Origin of the sequence: Paenibacillus sp. EKM211P, from assembly GCF_011066175.1 — a bacterium.
In the GTDB taxonomy this organism is placed as follows: domain Bacteria; phylum Bacillota; class Bacilli; order Paenibacillales; family Paenibacillaceae; genus Paenibacillus; species Paenibacillus polymyxa.
Window position 1 is genome coordinate 141,544 of sequence record NZ_JAAMNS010000001.1, and the last position, 19,562, is coordinate 161,105.

General features: G+C 44.4%; 25 protein-coding genes. 9 read left to right on the forward strand and 16 right to left on the reverse strand.

Annotation, left to right across the window (positions count from 1 at the left end):
* Window positions 1-51: 51 nt before the first annotated feature.
* Window positions 52-1,056 carry a sensor histidine kinase gene (locus G9G57_RS00680; protein ID WP_113050091.1) on the reverse strand — a complete coding sequence of 335 codons (1,005 nt, stop codon included), beginning with the start codon at window positions 1,054-1,056 and terminating at the stop codon, window positions 52-54.
* Window positions 1,049-1,744: a response regulator transcription factor gene (locus G9G57_RS00685; RefSeq protein ID WP_044786679.1), complete on the reverse strand. Its 696-nt coding sequence runs from the start codon at window positions 1,742-1,744 to the stop codon at window positions 1,049-1,051. Before G9G57_RS00685 ends, G9G57_RS00680 begins: the two co-directional genes overlap by 8 nt.
* A 164-nt stretch (window positions 1,745-1,908) precedes the next feature.
* On the opposite strand from G9G57_RS00685, the gene G9G57_RS00690 reads away from it, so the two are divergent.
* The 3 genes from G9G57_RS00690 (at window position 1,909) to G9G57_RS00700 (ending at window position 5,131) form a co-directional block, all read left to right on the forward strand.
* Window positions 1,909-2,538 carry a YfbR-like 5'-deoxynucleotidase gene (locus G9G57_RS00690; protein ID WP_019689016.1) on the forward strand — a complete coding sequence of 210 codons (630 nt, stop codon included), beginning with the start codon at window positions 1,909-1,911 and terminating at the stop codon, window positions 2,536-2,538.
* Between the two features lie 182 nt (window positions 2,539-2,720).
* Complete coding sequence (locus G9G57_RS00695; RefSeq protein ID WP_117288893.1) at window positions 2,721-3,230, forward strand: hypothetical protein; 510 nt, start codon at window positions 2,721-2,723, stop codon at window positions 3,228-3,230.
* 914 nt (window positions 3,231-4,144) lie between these two features.
* Window positions 4,145-5,131, forward strand: a complete 987-nt coding sequence (locus G9G57_RS00700; protein ID WP_164964370.1) for an aldo/keto reductase — start codon at window positions 4,145-4,147, stop codon at window positions 5,129-5,131.
* Window positions 5,132-5,247: 116 nt separating this feature from the next.
* Here the strand turns inward: G9G57_RS00700 and G9G57_RS00705 are convergent, their stop codons facing one another.
* From G9G57_RS00705 to G9G57_RS00730, 7 genes are all read right to left on the reverse strand, one after another.
* A complete protein-coding gene (locus G9G57_RS00705; protein ID WP_013373790.1) occupies window positions 5,248-5,547 on the reverse strand; it encodes a spore coat protein in 300 nt (99 codons plus the stop codon).
* Window positions 5,544-5,756: a hypothetical protein gene (locus tag G9G57_RS25690; protein ID WP_013373789.1), complete on the reverse strand. Its 213-nt coding sequence runs from the start codon at window positions 5,754-5,756 to the stop codon at window positions 5,544-5,546. Before G9G57_RS25690 ends, G9G57_RS00705 begins: the two co-directional genes overlap by 4 nt.
* A 29-nt stretch (window positions 5,757-5,785) precedes the next feature.
* Window positions 5,786-6,922 (reverse strand): zinc-dependent alcohol dehydrogenase, encoded by a 1,137-nt coding sequence (locus G9G57_RS00710; RefSeq protein WP_164964371.1) that lies wholly within the window; start codon window positions 6,920-6,922, stop codon window positions 5,786-5,788.
* Window positions 6,919-7,299 carry a spore coat protein gene (locus G9G57_RS00715; protein ID WP_164964466.1) on the reverse strand — a complete coding sequence of 127 codons (381 nt, stop codon included), beginning with the start codon at window positions 7,297-7,299 and terminating at the stop codon, window positions 6,919-6,921. The genes G9G57_RS00710 and G9G57_RS00715 overlap by 4 nt, the downstream gene beginning before the upstream one ends.
* A gap of 40 nt (window positions 7,300-7,339) precedes the next feature.
* On the reverse strand, window positions 7,340-7,591 hold the full coding sequence (locus G9G57_RS00720) for a spore gernimation protein GerQ (RefSeq protein ID WP_117288884.1): 252 nt from the start codon (window positions 7,589-7,591) through the stop codon (window positions 7,340-7,342).
* A gap of 98 nt (window positions 7,592-7,689) precedes the next feature.
* Window positions 7,690-9,240, reverse strand: a complete 1,551-nt coding sequence (locus G9G57_RS00725; RefSeq protein WP_164964372.1) for an FAD-dependent oxidoreductase — start codon at window positions 9,238-9,240, stop codon at window positions 7,690-7,692.
* 146 nt (window positions 9,241-9,386) lie between these two features.
* Window positions 9,387-10,010, reverse strand: coding sequence for an acetate uptake transporter (locus G9G57_RS00730; RefSeq protein ID WP_017426070.1), 624 nt, complete (start codon window positions 10,008-10,010; stop codon window positions 9,387-9,389).
* 212 nt (window positions 10,011-10,222) lie between these two features.
* Between G9G57_RS00730 and G9G57_RS00735 the strand changes: the two genes are divergently transcribed.
* The 4 genes from G9G57_RS00735 to G9G57_RS00750 all read left to right on the forward strand — a co-directional run bounded on the left by G9G57_RS00735 (window position 10,223) and on the right by G9G57_RS00750 (window position 12,955).
* Entirely contained in the window at window positions 10,223-10,888 is a 666-nt protein-coding gene (locus G9G57_RS00735; protein WP_164964373.1) for a hypothetical protein, read from the forward strand.
* 70 nt (window positions 10,889-10,958) lie between these two features.
* A complete protein-coding gene (locus G9G57_RS00740) occupies window positions 10,959-11,315 on the forward strand; it encodes a nucleotide excision repair endonuclease (protein WP_016822573.1) in 357 nt (118 codons plus the stop codon).
* A gap of 109 nt (window positions 11,316-11,424) precedes the next feature.
* On the forward strand, window positions 11,425-12,369 hold the full coding sequence (locus G9G57_RS00745) for a helix-turn-helix transcriptional regulator (protein WP_164964374.1): 945 nt from the start codon (window positions 11,425-11,427) through the stop codon (window positions 12,367-12,369).
* Window positions 12,370-12,433: 64 nt separating this feature from the next.
* Window positions 12,434-12,955 (forward strand): DinB family protein, encoded by a 522-nt coding sequence (locus G9G57_RS00750; protein WP_164964375.1) that lies wholly within the window; start codon window positions 12,434-12,436, stop codon window positions 12,953-12,955.
* Here the strand turns inward: G9G57_RS00750 and G9G57_RS00755 are convergent.
* From G9G57_RS00755 to G9G57_RS00770, 4 genes are all read right to left on the reverse strand, one after another.
* Window positions 12,888-13,424 (reverse strand): Crp/Fnr family transcriptional regulator, encoded by a 537-nt coding sequence (locus tag G9G57_RS00755; RefSeq protein WP_045244754.1) that lies wholly within the window; start codon window positions 13,422-13,424, stop codon window positions 12,888-12,890. The genes G9G57_RS00750 and G9G57_RS00755 overlap by 68 nt on opposite strands.
* Window positions 13,425-13,460: 36 nt before the next feature.
* Entirely contained in the window at window positions 13,461-14,201 is a 741-nt protein-coding gene (locus tag G9G57_RS00760; RefSeq protein WP_164964376.1) for an SDR family oxidoreductase, read from the reverse strand.
* Window positions 14,202-14,228: 27 nt separating this feature from the next.
* Window positions 14,229-14,807, reverse strand: a complete 579-nt coding sequence (locus G9G57_RS00765; RefSeq protein WP_016822578.1) for a TetR/AcrR family transcriptional regulator — start codon at window positions 14,805-14,807, stop codon at window positions 14,229-14,231.
* 133 nt (window positions 14,808-14,940) lie between these two features.
* Entirely contained in the window at window positions 14,941-15,486 is a 546-nt protein-coding gene (locus G9G57_RS00770; RefSeq protein WP_016822579.1) for a glutathione peroxidase, read from the reverse strand.
* 285 nt (window positions 15,487-15,771) lie between these two features.
* Between G9G57_RS00770 and G9G57_RS00775 the strand changes: the two genes are divergently transcribed.
* Window positions 15,772-16,503, forward strand: a complete 732-nt coding sequence (locus G9G57_RS00775; RefSeq protein WP_025366187.1) for a YheC/YheD family protein — start codon at window positions 15,772-15,774, stop codon at window positions 16,501-16,503.
* Window positions 16,504-16,651: 148 nt separating this feature from the next.
* On the opposite strand, the gene G9G57_RS00780 is transcribed toward G9G57_RS00775, so the two are convergent.
* Window positions 16,652-17,392 (reverse strand): SDR family NAD(P)-dependent oxidoreductase, encoded by a 741-nt coding sequence (locus G9G57_RS00780; protein ID WP_016822581.1) that lies wholly within the window; start codon window positions 17,390-17,392, stop codon window positions 16,652-16,654.
* A gap of 157 nt (window positions 17,393-17,549) precedes the next feature.
* Here G9G57_RS00780 and G9G57_RS00785 point away from each other — a divergent pair, with 157 nt between their 5' ends.
* The gene (locus G9G57_RS00785; RefSeq protein WP_016822582.1) at window positions 17,550-18,437 is read left to right on the forward strand and encodes a LysR family transcriptional regulator; all 888 of its coding nucleotides are present in this window, start codon (window positions 17,550-17,552) and stop codon (window positions 18,435-18,437) included.
* Window positions 18,438-18,482: 45 nt separating this feature from the next.
* On the opposite strand, the gene G9G57_RS00790 is transcribed toward G9G57_RS00785, so the two are convergent.
* Window positions 18,483-19,352 (reverse strand): AraC family transcriptional regulator, encoded by an 870-nt coding sequence (locus G9G57_RS00790; RefSeq protein WP_016822583.1) that lies wholly within the window; start codon window positions 19,350-19,352, stop codon window positions 18,483-18,485.
* Complete coding sequence (locus G9G57_RS26135) at window positions 19,297-19,431, reverse strand: hypothetical protein (RefSeq protein WP_256620833.1); 135 nt, start codon at window positions 19,429-19,431, stop codon at window positions 19,297-19,299. Before G9G57_RS26135 ends, G9G57_RS00790 begins: the two co-directional genes overlap by 56 nt.
* Between the last annotated feature and the right edge of the window lie 131 nt (window positions 19,432-19,562).

The window sequence follows — 19,562 nt, forward strand, 5'->3', positions numbered from 1 at the left end:
TGCTTTTCCCTTGATTGGGCGAACAATACATAAAAGCATGTGACATCTCTGTCACATGCTCATCATACTTACGAAATCATTTCGTTTGGGGAAAATTAAAGTGAAGGTAGTACCTGTGTTCGGTTTGGAGTGCACATCTATATGTATGAGCAAGGACTGCGCTGCCTTTTTCGTTAAATATAACCCCATGCCTGTTGAAGTATGATCGGAATGTTGGGTCGTGGATGTAAAACCTTTCTCGAAAATACGAGGTATATCCTTCGGATCAATCCCACGCCCAAAGTCTTGAACCTCCAGCTGTATTCGATCCTTATGTTCATAGCTGTGAATGATAATATCACTGGCATCGCTATATTTGATGGCATTGGTTAAGAGCTGTCTGATGATAAAGGCTAGCCATTTGGCATCACTTAGCACTTCCATGTGCTCAAGTCGGATGTCAAAACCGATCCCTTTTTGGATGCACCATGACTGTAATGCTTTAATCTCTTTAAAAACCAGAGATTTTAAATCTACTTGCTCGACGTACAAATCGTTTTCAATAAAAGATATGCGTTTCTGATGCAACTGTTGGTCCAGCAGTAAATGGATTCGCAGCCATTCATAAGTTAGCTGAGCCTTAAGAGATTTGTCATCCAGTCGCTCAATCATCAAATGCATGGCGGTTAAAGGTGTTTTCACCTCATGAATCCATGATAACAGCTCATCCTTTTCGTGTTCCAGAGTCAATTGATTTTGCGAGATCATCTGTTGTAGTCGTTCGGTCTGATGGACAATTTTGTGTTCAATGATTCGCTCAAATGGACTTTCAGGTTCGCCCATTCCGGTTAATTGGAGAGGCCCCTCCCATTCTTCCAAGGCTCTATAGAACTTGGTTTCCTTGGGATAGCGAACGATTAAAAAAACCAGGAAAATCAACATAGATAAGAAAACCACATACAGGATCGGTATCAACGGGATTGCCGTATCCACATAAGCAATGAGAAGGATCAGCATTTGTTGGCATACAAAAAGTAGAATCCAGCTCCGCCTCTCTGTAAGGTATTTTTTAATCATAGGCAGGTGCCTCTTCTGTAGCCATGTAGCCTTGCCCCACTTTTGTTTCAATGAAACAGCCCAAATCCAGCTCGTCCAATTTTTTACGCAGGCGGTTCAAGTTGACGGTCAGGGTATTGTCGCTGACAAAACGTTCATCATCCCAGAGGCTTTTAATTAATTCCTCTCGTGCGACAATTTTATTTTTTTGTTCAATCAGCAGCTTCAAAATAAAAATCTCGTTCTTGGTTAATTCGATGGAGCCAGCCTCATTGGCTACTACATTTTTTTCATAATCGACCGTCGCTCCACGCCATGTTTTCAGGGAAACAGGTTCTGTATTGTAATTATATACACGGCGAAGTGTCGCTTGTAATTTTGCAATCAGTACATCAAAATGGAAGGGTTTTTGGATAAAATCATCCGCTCCAAGCTGCATTGACATCACTATATCCGTAGGGTGATCCCGCGATGATAAGAAGATAATCGGGACGTTAGAGTGGGATCGAATCATTCGACACCAATGAAAACCATCAAATTTCGGCAATTGAATATCAATCACGACCAGATCGGGCTTTATCGTTGTGAATTCTTGAATGACTTTACTAAAATCCCGGATGCCGTACACATCATAGGCCCATTGAGTTAACCTGTCCTTTATTTCATGGAACAAAGTTTCATCATCTTCAATCAGCAAGATTTTAAACAACAATTTCACCACTTTTACTTTTTTATATAAAGTGTATAGCAAAATTTGTTTATGTGCTATATGTGAAAGAATCAACTTGATATTGCGATAATCTGCTGTTAATAGTTGAGGTTTATAGTTGGTTTATATCTACTATTTCATACCGTTAAAGGATGGATGTATTGATGGGAATTCACACCTATTTTCGATCGCTAAATGAGTTGGAAAGAATTATTCGTTGTCCAGGCAAGTTTAAATTCGAGGAACATAGTGTATCGGCTCATTCCTGGAAAGTCGTGCAATATGCCAAAACCCTGGCTGATATCGAAGAGAGAAACGGCCTCAATATTGATTGGAAAAAGCTATACGAGATTACCAGCAGTCACGATTACGGCGAGATTTTTATTGGAGACATTAAAACGCCTGTTAAGCATTCCTCCAAGGAACTACGGTTATTAATCCAGCAAGTTGAAGAGGGTATGATAGAGTATTTTATAGAAGAGAATATTCCCGAGGATTTTAAAGCAATTTTCCGCAAGCAGCTAAGAGAAGGTAAAGATGATTCTGTTGAAGGCTTAATTTTAGAAGTAGCGGATAAAATGGATCAGGTGTATGAAGCGTTTGCCGAGCTTCAGCGGGGGAATACCGAAAAGGAATTTATCGTGATGTATCGCAATGCGCTTGTAAAAATCAAAAATATTAATTTGAAATGTGTTGAATATTTTTTGGAAAATATCCTGCCGGATATGGTTAAGGAAGAAACGCCTTCATCCATTGATATTAAAAAGATCACGGAAGAGGCTTTAGCTCTGTAAATGAATTTTCTCGCCGTCTTTCAGAAGCCGCGAAGCGCTTCTGTTCATACATAACAATAGTTTTTATAATAAAGCAGGTCGTTTTTTACATAATTTAAAAAATAGAGTAAATTATTATAAAAGTATTTTAACTTTCTTCATTTGTATTCGTCAAAGAACGAGAAAGGATGTGTACATTTAACATGAATAAACCTGCTCGAATTATTTCTATTCTTATACTTGTTGCAAGTGTAGGTGTGTTTGCTGGTTGTGGAAAACAGGAAGCAACAAGTCCATCCACCAATGAAACGATACTGCCAGCAACCTCAGAATCGGCAGTAAAAGAAGAACCCGGTCAATCAGCTGTCCAGCATAGCTTGGACGAGATCAAATGGAATGAAGTTAAAGATCCTCTGATTGAGGATGGCATGATAACCAAACTCAAAGCGGCTATAGCCGCCTTTGTATCAAACGATTTGAATCAATTTCATGCTGCGCTTGCTCCAGACATTGGAACAGGTCACGATTATCTCTTAGAGCATCCAGTGAAGTTTACAGGGATTGCCGAAGCTATAAAAGAAAAGGATCGGGTATTGGTACCCGTAGTAGGCAAACGGCTTACTAAAGAAGAAGGTTCTTCACCTGATGTACAGTATACCTTTTATTTTGAAAAAGATAAGGGTGGATCATGGCAAATTGTTTCGATAGACTGATTCATATCTCATTCCAACCCAAGAGAAGACGTTAGAAGACGTTCTGATAAAATCAGAACGTCTTCTTTTCTTTCTCTACATATTATTTGAGCAATACTGACCAGTTAGGATCTTTGTATCGTTTATCCACCACTTCCCTTACCAGGATAAGATCATCTGGAATCTGATCTAGCTTTGTAATCCGGAATCATAAGTCTGCTTTGCCCTACGATCGCTCTATAGCAAGTACGTTATACTGCTTACCTACTGCATCATATGCTCTCCACTCCTCATGCATTATTTCATTATCCATCTTCCCGTAGAATGAGATGACAGTTTCATATGCCCCTTTGTCGGCTTGCGATTCCTTAAGTGAAGCCTTAACCAACTCCAGGCTATCATCCATCATTTTAAAAGATTTGGGCTCAGTCAGCTCAGATGGTCTAAAAGGAAATCTTGCTTCCGTCCATTTCTGTATACTTTCATCTTTAGCGAGTATATTAACCCTTAGCAGCCCCTGCCACGAACTATTTGATCCGATTTGAACAGTCTGTTCAATTTGCCAAAGAAATACCTGAAAATGTTGATCCTACGGAAAAACCTATCCAATCGGTCTATATATCTATTTCAATCTCTTTCAGCTCCTTGAGCCATACTTCTTCCTTATTCTTCAGTGACAGACTACCGCCGCTAATAATGGAATTGTACTTAATTGCCGTTCCCATTTGTTTTTTGAGATCCGTTACACTTAAAGTACGGGTAATGGCAATTTACAGCTGCCCCTTACAACCTATCATCAAATTTTATTGAAAAAAATGAAATACTGCGTACGAAACAATGCTTGACTTCAAGTTAACTTTAAGTAGTAACATACGGAATGTAACGTATGGATTAGGACAGGCGATGGCTATTCTGACAAATTGGGAGTGATAAAATTGAAAAAGAAACAACTGGGTAACAGAGACCTTCAAGTATCTGCTCTGGGTCTGGGCTGCATGGGAATGTCCGAGTATTATGGTGAGTTGGATGATCAGGAATCGATCAAAACGCTTCATCGTGCGTTGGAGTTGGGGATCAACTTCTGGGATACAGCCGATGTGTACGGTGTGGGGAAAAATGAAAAACTGATCAGTCAAGTCCTGCGCAGCCACCGGGATGAGGTAGTGTTGGCTACCAAATTCTCCATTATGCGCGGAGAGGATGGGGGATTCCTGGGTGTCAGCGGCCGTCCTGAATATGTAAAACAGGCATGTGATCGTAGCCTGCAAAGATTGGGTGTAGATGTGATTGATTTGTACTATCAGCACCGTGTTGACCCGAATGTGCCTATTGAAGAAACAGTAGGGGCGATGAGTGATCTGGTTCAAGCGGGAAAAGTCCGCTATCTGGGGCTATCCGAAGCGTCTCCTGCACTGATCAGACGTGCTCACAAGGTACACCCGATTACAGCGTTGCAAACAGAATACTCCTTATGGAGCCGGGAAGCGGAAGATGAGGTTATACCCACATGTAAGGAGCTGGGCATCGAATTTGTGGCCTACAGTCCACTGGGCCGCGGCTTTTTGAGTGGGCAAATTCAGAAGTTTGATGATTTTGCAGAAGATGATTTCCGTCGCACGGTGCCGCGTTTTCAGCCTGAGAATTTCCAGAAGAACCTGGACCTCGTGCAGCATGTTAAGGATCTTGCGGCTCAAAAAGGGGTCAAGCCTTCTCAGCTTGCTTTGGCCTGGCTGCTTGCGCAAGAGGGAATTGTACCGATTCCCGGTACTAAACGGGTCACGTATTTAGAGGAAAATGCAGGAGCAGTTGATGTGGGCTTGTCCGCAGAAGAAATGGAGACGATTAACGCCATCATCCCTAAAGGAATGGCAGCCGGCCTTCGTTACCCGGCAGAGCGGATGCCAAATTGGCAAGCCGAATAATAAGGATCACCAGATAACCCCTTAAGCCGTCTTTAACACGAATCGGCGTGAAAGACGGCTTTGGGGGCTTTATATATACGCAAGAACGTGCTTCGTATAATGCCGAAGGCATCCTTTTACAAAACAGGAGCTTGCAATGCAGTATTGATATTTTGCAGATCCATCGACAGCTGCTCGTTTACGTTCCATGGGTGATACCAGCCGCGTTCGATCATGTACGTTGAAATTTGCTCATGCATATCAATAGCTTCATCCAGTTGTTTTGTAAGCATAGCCTTAATTTCTGGAGTTCCTGCTTCCGTTACAGCCATAGCGTAATTTCTCACACCACTTTTGGCGGTGTTTAAGAAATCGGCAGCAATCACTTGGTCGGTTAAAATATTTAGTCCGGTCAAATGCTCCAAGAGTATGTTCATTGTTTTACCTCCTGTGATGACGAGGCTTGATTTAAAATGTTACCCAACTCTTGCAATTGCCGTGTTGTTAGGTCAACATCCTTTTGCAATATAGCTTTGAGGACCGGATCTGAGATCAATGCTTGCATTGTTTTAGACTTGGTAAGGCACACTGTTTTGAATGCTGACAATTCATGGACTTCAAGTGTTTCGTGCAGGCCATACACCATACGACATTTGCCTCCAGTCCAATAGATAGTTAAGGTTTAAGTACAACTTTGATGCAATTGTCTTGTCTGGTATCGAAAATTTCATACCCCCGTTTGGCATCGCTTAGCGGAATAACGTGTGTGACAACGTCCCCAGGGTCAACCTTCCCCGTATCGATCAGCTCATACATATAAGGCATATAGTGAATCACAGGAGCCTGTCCAGTACGCAAATTAACATTTCGCTGAAAAATGTCACCCAGAGGAAAACCGTTATATCGACCGCCGTATACCCCGGTAACTTGAATGGTGCCGCCTTTGCGGACAGCCTGTGTAGCTATGACCAGCCCTCCTAAAGCTCCACCGTGAAGCTTAAGCCCGGAAGCCAAGGACTCCAGCGGAGACATTTTGCCGCTCATGCCGGAGCAGTCAATAACTACGTCCGCGCCTCCTTTGGTTATTTCCTTGAGGTAGTTGCCGACGTTTTCTTGCGATTCCACATTCACGATCTCCACGTGATTAGTGCGCTTCGCATGTTGCAGACGATAATCGAGATAGTCTGCCGCAATGACTCGTTTAGCCCCTTTGAACCAGGCGAACTTTTGCGCTAACAGACCTACCGGTCCACAGCCGATAATAACGACGGTATCCCCATCCTTCACTCCGGCATTATCGACGCTCCAGAATGCAGTAGTCATGGCATCAGCAATCAGGCAAAGCTTCTCGTCAGGATGTTCACAACTCTCCGGAATTTTGAAGTGAGTGAAGTTGGCAAAAGGCACACGCAAATATTCAGCTTGTCCACCTGGATATCCACCAGTTGTCCCGGAGTAGCCGAAGAAACCGCCCATTTCTCCATGCTCATTAGAATGATCACATTGACTTTCCAATTGGTTTTTACAATAAAAGCATTCACCGCACGCGATGTTGAACGGAATGATCACGCGATCTCCCTTTTTCAAGTTAGTCACGCCGCTGCCGACTTCTTCTACAACACCCATCGGCTCATGTCCAATGACATAATTCTCTTGCAGATTCGGAATCATTCCATGAATGAGATGCAGATCTGAACCACAAATAGCGGTTGTTGTCAGTCTGACAATCGCATCATCGGCTTTTTGAATACTCGGGTCCGGAACATCTTTAACCACAACATTTTTGATACCTTGGTAGGTCACTGCTTTCATGCCTGGTTTCCTCCCATATGTTCGTCCGGCGTGCGATCAAACATACCCTTGCGGGTGGTATCGTCTGGGAACAGTTTCATTTTACTGATGTCCACCGTCTTATTGGCTGACAGTTGATCCAATTGATATTGCTTTTGCAGATCATAGGGATGAAACCATTTTTTTCGTACCATAAGATCGGTAATTTCCTGATGAAGCGCGATACCTTGATGCAGTTGATGGCGCAATAGGGTTCTGGCATCGGTAGAGACGGTTTCTGTTAAAGCTACTGCTGTATTCCGAACCCCTTCCTTGACGCGAACCAGAAAATCCATTGCAAGTGTCGTGTCTGCCATTTCGGGCATATTTAATGAGTTTTTTGGGTCCACATAATCCATTTTGGCGGACTGGGTCTGGCTAGGTGTCACATCATTCACCTCAATTTAAAATTGGTGTTGGACGGGAGTCAGGAACAGGTGCTTGAAACGGTGCTTTAGCGTAGATTGCTTGCAAATCAGCAATAGCCTGAATAGATTGCTGAACATCTTTTTCCATTAAATCCTTTAGCTCTTGATCGAATACTAAGCCCTGCATTAATTTGGACTTGGCTAAACATAACGTTTTGAAGTTAAGGACTTCGTGGATTTCCAGGGACTCATGTGCCGCTAATGTAGACTGTTGGCTTATCATAGGCTCACCTTTCTTTTATGACTCTCGAAGGTATTTTGTCCAGCGTAACTATGTTTATTCAGAGCTATGGAAAGGTTGGGTTACCGGGGTGTAGCTCTTCATGTAGGGCTCTTGCCGACTTCAACCTTGCCAAGCGCTTTTTTAGCGGGTCCTTCAATGACTTCGCCTTGATATGAAAAGCGTGAGCCATGACATGGGCAATCCCATGTTCTTTCGGCCTCGTTCCAGTCAACTTCGCAGCCCATATGGGTGCACGTTGTGTCCACTAGGTGCAGTGTCCCCTGTAAATCTCGGTAAGCGCCTGCCCTTTTGCCATTCAGCCGAATGACTGCCCCTTCGTCTTGCTGGAGTTCTTCGGCTTTTATGTGGCTGATTCCCAGCTTCCCGGCAATTAAGTGTTTTGCCACATTCGCATTTTGTGTCACAAATGTTTTAATGTCGGGGTCCGCATGAAATCTTGAAGGGGAGAAAAGATCCTGATACGGGCTTTCCTTTCTGGTAATCAGATTCGTATTTAATAAAGCCGCTGCGACACTTGTCGTCATCCCCCATTTTCTATACCCTGTAGCAACGAGGATGTTAGGAACATCGGATAATTCCTGCCCGATATAAGGGAGTTTGTCTAACGAATACAGGTCCTGGGCCGACCAGCGATAGACGATTTCCTTTAATCCAAATGTTTGCTCTGCGAACTTTTCTAAGGCTTCATAGTATTGAAATGTGCAGATTCCTTGACCCGTTTTGTGGCCTTCGCCACCGACGATGACCATCGGTTCACCGTTTATTAGTACAGATCGAACCGAACGTTTGGGGGTTTCTGCACTTAGGTACATACCACCCGGATAGGTTTTGTCCGTCTTGACCGCTAGTACATAAGAACGTTCGGCATGCAATCGCGCAAAATAAAGACTGTTTGGATCATTAAACGGAAAATGAGAGGAGGATACGACATGGTTGCAGGTAATTTTATGCCCGTCGCTTGTTTTAATGATGGCAGGGTTTCCTTTATCCACACCCACAACGGTAGTCTGTTCATAGATTTTCCCGCCTTGCCGAATGACTTGATTTGCCAAATACCTTAAGAAAGGAACCGGATTAAACTGAGCCTGGTTTTCCATCATAATAGCTGCTTTAGTTGAGAAAGGCAGAGGTGTTTGTTCGACATAACTTCCCGGGATGCCAAGTTCCTTGTAAGCTTTATATTCATCGGATATTTTTTCCACATGTGTATCTGAACTTGTATAAACATAGGCATCTTCTTCTGTAAATTGACAATCAATATGATACTCTTCTACCGTTTGTCTGATGAATTCAAGAGCATCACGGTTGGCTTCGTAATAGAGCCGGGTTTTCTCCTTGCCAAAATGTGAAAGAAACTCGCTGTAGATCAAATCATGCTGTGCGGTAATTTTGGCGGTCGTATGGCCTGTTGTTCCATGAAGTATCCGCCCTGCGTCGACGACTGCGACATTTAGCCCTTTTTTGGAAAGTAAATAAGCAGTGGTAATACCTGTGATCCCCGCACCTACAATAGCAACATCCACCTGAATATCCTCATTAAGCTTAGGAAAGTTGGGGACGTCGGTTGAAGCTAACCAATACGATTCTGGAAATTGCGGTAAGGTCGTACGATGCTCGGCTCGTGTCATTTTTACAAATACCCCTTTGATTACAATTTATGTATATTGTTATCATTATGAGCTTTTATATTCACTAATCCCAGCATGATAAACGAACAAAGCCGTCCTTAACGCGGATCGGCGCGAAAGGCGGCTTTGGAGATATACATATGAAACTACGGACGTGGTTTGAAAATACCGAAAGGCTGTCCTACGGGCAGGAATGTACGGCCAAAATGAGCATTCAGCACGGCAGCTCCTGTGCCGTACAGCGAGAGTAAACCAATGCCCATTTCAGCATAAGCAGCGATGGTATGGAACACCTCTGGGGCGATGCCGAATGCATCGAAGCTAAGGCCGAGGAACAGAAAATCAATCAACACAAAAATAAAAAATAGAACCTTGTGTGTCTCCATGGCTCCAATGGTCATGAAGAGCGTAAAGATGAGATAGCCGGCAAAGGCAACGCCGAGCTGTCTGCCATCCACCGCTGATGCCAGCTCTGAGCCGAATACGCCCATTTTAATCATCCAACTACTAGCTACAGCTAACCAGAAGAAGGCGTAAGCGCCAAATGCCGTCATGCCAAAGGTGTTGTTATGCTTTGCATCCTGAATGCAGGCAAACAGCTGTGCAAAGGCACCAAGGAAAATAGCCCAAGGAATAATAAAGCTTAAGCCTTCAGTGAGACCAAGTTTTTGGGATGAAGCTACAAGCGTTACAATAGCCAAGCCAAACAGGCCGATCGCGCTCGGATCGGCCGTTATGATTTTTACGTTAGAATGAGATTCATTTTGCATGAAAAAATAGAAGCCTCCAATAATGTTCAAGTACGCGTCAATCTGCCGATGCCAGAATCACACTGACATATTGTAACGGAAACCAACCCACTCGCATAGTAGATAATGTGTTTTTATATTCATGAAAAGGAATACTTTCAGCTAGCGTTAATTTTGTTTTCAGCTTGACCGGGTACAATCAAGGCAATTTTCCCGGGGAGGATGCATAATTAATGAAAACAAAGACGAAAAAGACGGTTTGGATTCCGGCAATCATTGCAGTTACGGTAGCAGCTCTACTCCTAATCTACTATTACTACATGTCCTCGGTTTCCGGCGGCAAGCCTGGCATGCGACCTCAGGGAGGCAATGTACCAGGGCACATGGGCGGACGTCCCAGCGGAAAAGGTAGTGGGGGTAACGGGGAAATATTTAATACCTTGGGTACGATCTCCGTTTTTCTTGGAGCGGCCACTTTCTGTTGGTTCTGGTTTAAGAAGAAATTGAGATCACCGTCCATGTTGGTTCGAAAGGCCGGAAAGTTGTTTCACTCTTTGCATAAACTGCTGGGTTGGGCGACCTTGATTCTTATTGCCATTCACGGTGTCTATTTCCTGATTACCAAATTTCAAGATCACAAAACCTTTTCCGGACTGGCAGCCTTTGCTATTATACTGGCGATCTCCGGGTACGGCTTCTATATTAATAAAGAACGTAACAAGTGGGTGCGAACCATCCATCGTATACTTGGACTGCTGTGGGTTCCCGTGCTGCTGCTGCATGCCGGCGGATCAGCAATTATGGCGGTCATCGCCACCCTTGCCATAGGGGGACTTGTCTGGACACTCGAAAGAACGGCGGGGAGATCGACGAAGCCTGTCCCGGGAGACGCTCCATAATTTTATGGAATGGTGTTACCTTCATATTTGTGATAGTATTTACACCTATATAGAATGAGGAAGTGACATAGTGATTAATATAACGATTCCAACTCCAGATATCACGATTACCAAACAGGTTAACCCTGAGCTCAGCCATATTTACGGATTTACAGATTTCCACCTGATTCCTAGAGATAAGGCTGGTATCTTTATGTTTTACAACGCACAGGAGGAATTGCTGTTCGTTGGTAAAGCAAGAAAGCTAAGACCAAGAATCAAAAAGCATTTTGAAGATAACGTATCGCCGATCAAGGCCAATCGGAACGAAGTGGCGATTATTGAGGTCTGTATTGTGGAAGATGCGGTAGATCGTGAAATTTATGAAACCTACATCATCAATTCGCAAAAGGCTAAATATAACGTTGAAAAAGTGTTTTTTAAATAAAGAAGCAACTGCTTTATGACAAAAGAGCAATAAGCCGCAGTCGTGCACTGCTCTTATTGCTCTTTTAAATTCGTGCATTTAGATCCTTTCAAGGACGGGGCGATGTAGTATGAACAAAACCGACCGGTTGCTGGCCATTTTGCTAGAGTTACAACGTAACGATATTTTACGGGCCGAGGATTTAGCGGCGATTTTCGAAACGAGTGTGAGAACGATCTATCGGGATATTCAGGCTTTAAGCGAATCGGGCGTACCGATTGTAGGGGCACCGGGCATTGGATACTCCTTGATGGAGGGATACTTCCTGCCCCCTGTAAGCTTTACTGTAGAGGAAGCTGTGGCGCTACTAATCGGGGCAGATTTTATCGAACAAAAATTTGATACAGACTATGGCATGAAGGCACAAGCTTCACGTAGAAAAATTGAAGCCATTTTGCCAGAGAGCGTTCGCAGGGAAGTTTCTCAGGTGCGAACGACCATCAGACTGCTGGCGGTGGGTAAAGGGGCAGACCAGAGAGAGAAAACGTATTTGGAAACGCTACGCATCGCTGTATTGAACAAACGGAAGGTTCGGTTTAGCTACTCCAAAAAATTGCCAGAGGCTGACGGGAATCGCCAAAGTGTGCGTGTGGTCGCCCCTTATGGTCTTGTACTGCTGCATGGTTCGTGGGTTTTGATTGGACAATGCGAATTGCGGCAGCAGCTGCGCCATTTCCGTTTGTCGCGTATGGACGAGCTGATCATGCTGGAGGATAGCTATCAGTTGCCTAGTGATTTTAATTTGCAGGATTATAAACAACCCGATGACCGCCATGTAAATGTCCGCATACAAGCCAATTCGAATATTGTAGATAAAGTGAAGGAAGCGAACCATTTTTACATGGAGTCCATGGAGGAGCATGCAGATGGACTGCGTGTACTCTATCGCGTCAGACAGCCAGAGGAGTTACTATCATGGATACTTGGATGGGGTGCAGACGTGGTGGTGCTGGAGCCTGAATCGCTTCGCGAGCGTGTCCGTACGGAAGTGGAAAAAATGTTGAAATGCTACTGACATAATGCTGTCAGTAGCACTCTTGTATAGTAAAGCTACTTTGATAGAGAGGGGCATTTACTATATGAATACAAGCGAAACATTACAGCGTTTTGAAGAAACGGTACAACACTATCTTCTTGAATTGGACAGCTTCAGCTTGGAGCAATTGCAGTACACACCGCAGGAGGGACAATGGTCGCTTGGGCAAATGTATCTTCATTTGGTGAACTCTGCTCTTTATATGCATCTTAGGAACATAGATCTTTGTCTACATTCTAATGGGGAGAAGGGGGATAAAACGGAGGCGGGCACAGCCGCATTTAACTTGGGAAGCTTTCCACCCATACGTATCCAAGTTCCACCATCTCCGCAGTATACTCCCCCCCAACCGACTAGCAAAGAAGAGATTGTAGAAGGATTAAACGTGGTGATCCGTAAAATGAGAGAGATTGAGCCGACCGTTGAGAAATCAACAGGGTCGTCTACCGTCTCTCATCCCGGATTTGGCGCGTTGAATGTGGGAGAGTGGTTTAGACTCATCGAGATGCATTATCGTCATCATCTTTTGCAGATGGAGCGCTTGAAGCACGCAATAGCCGGTTAATCGTCTCCCGGCGCAGCCCGATGAACTGCCCAATTTCCTCCTGCGTCAGCACGTCTGTTAACGTAGCGGGTGCAATGTAGGAGTGGAACCAGCGTTGAAGCTTCCGAAGCTTCTCGGCAGGCGATACCTCCGTGAGCTGGTCAATTCGTTGCTGCATCATACGCAGCTTATCCTGTAGCTGCAAAGCAATGGCTCGACATTGAGCCGGGTCTTGCTCTAGCTTCAGGTACCATTCTTTTTGCGACAGAACCTCAACCTCAGAGGTGACCAGCGCCATCGCGGTACCATAATAAGGATTGGGACTGATGAGAGAGTGATGCGGGATGGTTTCATCGGGCACAATTACATTAACTAAAATTTGCGAGCCGTCTTCATGGACTCGGACAATTTTTAACAAGCCGCTCTTTAAGTGATATAAAGGGCCTGATTCCCCTTGTCGAAATAAGGTCTCGCCTTTGTGTAATATCATGAACGTGTATAGCCTCCATTTCATGTATTCCAGCTTTTAGATGAATCCGCCATTCACGCGGATGGTCTGTCCGGTAACCCACTGCGATTTAGCGCTGACCAGAAACTCAATCACATCAGCGATATCTTCCGGTTCACCGAGACGACCCATAGCATTCATTTTCTTCATGCCTTCGATCTGTTGCTCTGTTTTTCCTGCCTGAAAAAGCTCTGTGTTGACAGGGCCGGGAGCCACGGCATTGATCGTAATTTGCCTGCTTCCGAACTCCTTGGCCAGCTGACGGGTAAATTGCTCCACTGCGCCTTTCGTACCCGCGTATACGCTATAAGCCGGAAACATTTGTCCGATCACGGACGTGGACAGATTCACAATTCTTCCGTACTTCTCCATGTATTTCATCGCTTGCTGACAGGCAAAGAAAGTACCTTTTACATTCAGTGCGAATTGTTGGTCAAAATCAGCTTCGGTCACCTCAGCCAGAGGTTTGGTAATCATCAGCCCGGCGTTGTTAACCAGAATATCCACTTTGCCGAATTCAGCAATCGTATTTGTAAATAAGGCTTCAATATCGCCCATCTTGCTCAGATCAGCGTGGAGAGCTATGGCCTTTCCGCCTTTTTGAAGAATGACTGCTACCACTTCTTTAGCTCTGTCCGGACTGCTGGCATAATTGACGACTACACTAGCACCTAGATTAGCCAGCTGCTCGGCAATGGCACGTCCAATTCCCCTGGAGGAGCCAGTGATAATCGCTATTTTCCCTTCCAAATGCTTCATATGTGTTTGGCCTTCTTTCTATATATTTTAAGATATCCCTTTTTCTAAAAGCATCCACACTTCTGCAAACTCCTGATCAATCGTCGGATTTTTCCATTCGTAAGCATGTGCGGGATGATGAAAACGGGCTGTGGCATAGAAAAGCGTACGCGCCAGTTGGGGCGGCTGATCCGCTGTGATACCCCCGCGCACAATAATATCAGCGAGCTGATCCACAATGTGGGCGATATGTTGGTCGATTAAATCCGCGGCTTGCTCGGTGACCCGGGTATACATCTCGAACATTTCCTCGTCATCGCGGGCATAATACTGCTTAAGTTCGACCAAGGTCTGTATATATCGTTTTAAGTGCGATATTCCTAGCACAGATGAATCCTGGCATATCTCCGTTAACGGATCGATAATCTTTTCATTTAGCCATTTTTCGGTCACGCCTTCAAGAAGCTCGGCTTTACTTTTAAAGTGTCGGTAAATAGTGCCGTGACTTACTCCTAACACTTTGGCAACATCCGTCACGGAGCTTTTGGTTACACCAAAACGTCTAAGGGTGTCTTCTGTTGCGATAAGAATCTGTTCCTTGGTCAGTATATCTGAGGATTTTTCCATAGAGACACGGTTGACTTACCGTGTGAGTCACCTCCTTGAAGTCAGGATAACACAAAGAGTATCAAATGACAAATATACGTTTTTGTCATTTGATACTCTCTTTTTAAAGAATCTAAAGAAGTGACCAGGAAAACTACAAGAGCGATTCGATGACAGGGTCAATAGCACAGGTTGCCGTTGTTACTTCAAATCTGGCCTTTACATAGCCGCCGCGATCAATCAGGAATTTGGAAAAATTCCACTTGATACCATCGCCAACGTATATTTCTGGATATTTATCCTGCAAGAAATCGTCCATCCATTGACCGTCTTTGGCCTGGGTATCGAAGCCTTGAAACGGTGCCTGTTGGGTCAGATATTGAAATAAAGGATGAAGGGAAGAGCCTCTTACCTCCGTCTTCTCAAATAATGGGAAGGTTACTCCATGCTTAATTTGACAAATTCCCTGAACCTCCGAATTGCTACCCGGCTCTTTTCCATTGAATTGGTTACATGGAAAAGCAAGGATTTCAAAACCTTGTTCTCTCCGTCTTTCATAGAGCTTTTGCAGATCAGCGAATTGGCTGGAGAAGCTACACATGCTGGCAGTGTTTACAATAAGGAGAACCTTACCTCTATAGTCTGACAATTCAATCGGTTTCCCGTTAATTGAGGTTGCTTGAAAATCATAAACAGACATGTTATCGTTCCTCCTCGCGTTATTTTTTAATACATCATATATCTAGAGTTGTTATTGGTCCAATATATTATTGGGATTAACTTTATAGGTATTTACAATAATTGCGTCATGTAAAGACCCATAGTACCCCTCTCTCTCTCTTTGAAATCAAAGAAGACTTGGCTTAGAGAGAGTAGGAGATTTGCCTCTTACATAGCAAACTGTGGCATTCGCCGTTACCAAGATAGAATATAGATGCATATTCATGTAGTGTGTGCAAAAACCCAACAGAATCGAGGGATATTCGTGCCCATTGGAAAGATGATTCAATACAAGGAAATGCAACAACATCCCATTTTACGCTCGCACTTGCCCGAAACCCGCTGGATTACGAATGCAAGGACTTTACGGATGCTGGATACCTACCGCACTGTCTTTATCAAGCCTAATTATGGCAGTGGAGGAACCGGCATCATACGCGCGAAAAAGGTAGGGAGGAGATATGAGGTTCGTTGCGGCTCCAGTCGCAGAGTCGTTAGATCCCACGCTGTAAGAAGAGCAATTAGAAGCTATCGGAGACCTCATCGTCGTTATTTGGTACAGCAAGGACTTAAGTTAGCCAAGTACAAAGGTTCGATTTTTGATGCCAGAGTGTATATGCAGAAGCCGGAATCGGAATGGGTCATTTCAGGGATAACCGGCCGTGTCGCTGCACCTCGAAAGGTCGTTACCAACTATCGGAAGGGAGGACATGCGGCGCCGTTGTCCAAAGTGCTTTTAAGGGTTTTTAAAAATGACAGAGCGAAAATGAAAGAGATTTTGGACCAGGTCATTGAGCTTTCTAGAATTATTGCCGACACGATTGACCAAAATCATCCGGTTCGCGAGCTGGGCATCGATCTTGCTATTGAAAAGAGCGGTCAAATCTGGATTATTGAGGCCAATCCGCATCCAGGACATATGTTATTCAGGCAGCTCCCTAATCATAAGATGATTCGCAACATTTTGAGAAATAAACGTCGTATTCATCATCATTAGAATAAAGTGTTTTAAATCATTTATGAATAAGATAAGGAGGAGAACGCCCCGGCAAACTTGCGGGAGCATTCTCCTTTTTAGGTTCTAGCTTAACAGCCACCTTCTGTCTAAGAAGGCGGCTTGTTTTTTACCTAGAAGCCCAGTAACTTTATAGCGTTTGTCCGCTGTCTATCGTAATGATCTGGCCTGTCATGGCTTCCTGTTCCAAAGCAGAGCAGACCATGCTAGCAATATCCTCAGGTGTGGAAATGCGCTGTAGCAGCAAGTGGGGAGCCAATTGTTTCATTTGTTCTTCCCTACCTGCCCACCATCTTGTGGCCACCGCGCCTGGTACGATACAATTGACTCGAATATCAGGTGCCAGCGATCGTGCTAACGACTTAGTCAGCCCGTGAACGGCTGCTTTGGATACTGCATAGGGTAGCGAGGAACCTAGCCCTGTTTGTCCAGCTATACTTCCCAGATTGACGATAGCTCCTTGTTGGCGATGCTTCATATAAGGAGCCACGGCTCTGGCACAGTGAAACATGCCTTTCACATTGACATCCAAGAGATCATTCCACACCGCTTCCGTAACGGCCTCTAGATCATCCATCGGAATATGATGTGTAATGCTGGCGTTATTCACCAGTACATCAACCGTGCCGTATTGCAGAACAATCTGCTCGACCATCGCTCGAACTTCCCGATCTTGGGAAACATCTGCCTGTAATGCAATTGCACTTCCTCCCTGTTCAAGTATCCTACCTACGGTTTCCTCTGCATCGTCTTTAGAACGGGAATAGTTTACGACTACCGTAGCCTTACGATCCGCCAGCTCCATACATATGGCTCTCCCAATTCCTGTACCGCCTCCTGTAACCAGTGCTACTTTTTGATGTAAATCCATGTATGTCCGCCCCTTATCCAACTCGTTAGTTTTGTGTGAAAAATAATATGATCTAATATGGATCATTGTAGAGGATGTATTATATTATGTATAATTGAATTAACTGAACTTGAAATTCAATAAAACTGAATTAAATGAGCGACTTAGGAGTAGGAGAATGGATATTAAAGCACTTAAAACATTTCAGATGATTGTGAATTGCGGAAGTTTTATGCGTGCAGCGGAAGCGTTGAATTATGCACAATCCACCGTGACGATGCAAATACAGAGACTGGAATCCGATCTAGGAGTTCAGCTGATTGAACGGGGCAAGAAAATAAAGTTAACTGAAGCGGGCAGGATGTTTTACGAGCAAAGTCTGCATATTGTAAAAGATATGGAGCAATTGCAGGAAAATATGGAGAACCTGCAAAAGGGAACCGCAGGCGACATTCGCATAGGGGTGACTGAACCGACCGCCAGTTACCGACTACCTGAAATTTTAAAGCGATTCTTAAAACATTATCCTTACATTCGGATTTCTGTTGAGTTTGGGAATACCCCTACATTAAGCGAGCGTATTCTCAAAGGGGATGTGGACATCGCATTATGCTCTGCTCCGGATTTGGGTACAGAACTATATTTTGAACCTTTATTTAAGGAGAATTTTGTAGTTTTGATGCCTGAACATCACCCTCTTGCACAAAAGGAGTGCATTGGACCCGCAGATTTGCAAGGGCATCGCCTACTTATTACGTCGTCCATCTGTCCCTATCGGCGTAAACTTGAAATGGTCATGAAGGAACATGGAATAACCACGTTAGACACGATGGAAATTGGTAGCATGACGGCTCTGAAATCTTATGTGGAATGTGAATTGGGGATTGCCCTTGTGCCCCAAATTCTAGTCCATCCTGTCCCGGTAGGAACAGCGGTGAGGCAATTAAGCGGCAGCCTGATCGATATGACCTTTGGTCTTCTTTGTAAAGCAACCGAGGCACCGCTGAAGCTAGCAAGCGCAAGGCTATATTCTGTGTTAAAGAAAGAACTGGGGCAATTGTCCTGAGCATACGATAACAAACCGACTGCAATAGGCAGCCGGTTCGTTTGTTTATTTTTTCGTAATCGGAATCCATACTTCACTTCGGTAGTCCTCAGCATGAGCATCCCCCATGGTATACACTTCCAGCTCGGGACCGCCCGAATGCTCATAATTGCTGGCAGGGAACCATTCTTGGTAAATTCTTTGCCATACCTTCTGGATCGAGTGAGGCATAGGGCCGGTGGATGTAAACACGGCCCAGGTGGCAGCCGGGATGGTTCTGGCTTCTAATCCGTTCGAGGCTGCTACGTCTTCGTTACCCTCTGCGGCGATAAGGTAGCTAAACGTCTCCTCACCATGCTTCATGTCCAGACATATACCGAGTATATCGTCGCCTGTCCCCAAGGCATGAATGCGATCTGATGTGCCATCTCCGTTAAGCCGATCCCAGAATTTTGGGATTTCCCGAAGATTTTCACCGTTCTTAGTAGTAACTTGAATGGACTTCCCAATGACCGTAAACGCCGCCTTCTCTACAATTTTATAATCCATTTCCTGATCTCCCTTCAGCGATAGGTGGAAGGTGATGCGCGGAAAGGCTTTCAGGTTCACTCCCGGGTTTCTGGCCTCAGAGGGAGAAATACCGTGTACCTTTCGGAACGCTTTAGAAAAAGATTCGGGGGAATCATATCCGTATTTGAACGCAACATCCAGTACTTTGGTGGTAGAAAGACTCAACTCCTGAGCAGCCAGGGTCAATCGACGTTTGCGCACATATTCTGCTACCGTAACGCCAGTCAGCATATAAAACATCCGTTGAAAATGAAAGGGAGACGAGTAGGCCGCCTTTGCAATTTCATCGATATTGAGGGGTTGCTGCATTCTATCTTCCATTAGATCGAGTGCGTTCTTGATCCGAACCAACCATTCCAACCACATCACCTTCCTTGGTTGTAATCATATCATTCACGGTGTCCGTCATCCTGTCTTTGCGTGCTGTTGTTGAACAGGGTTTCATCAGCCTGCCCCCTTGTGTTCATAATTAAAATTTGGGACAATAAAAGAAGTGTTTGAATAGCGCAGAGCGCTCAAACATGCTATGATGCAATGATAGTTGAGACGAGTCGTGATGGCTAGGGTTTATATATA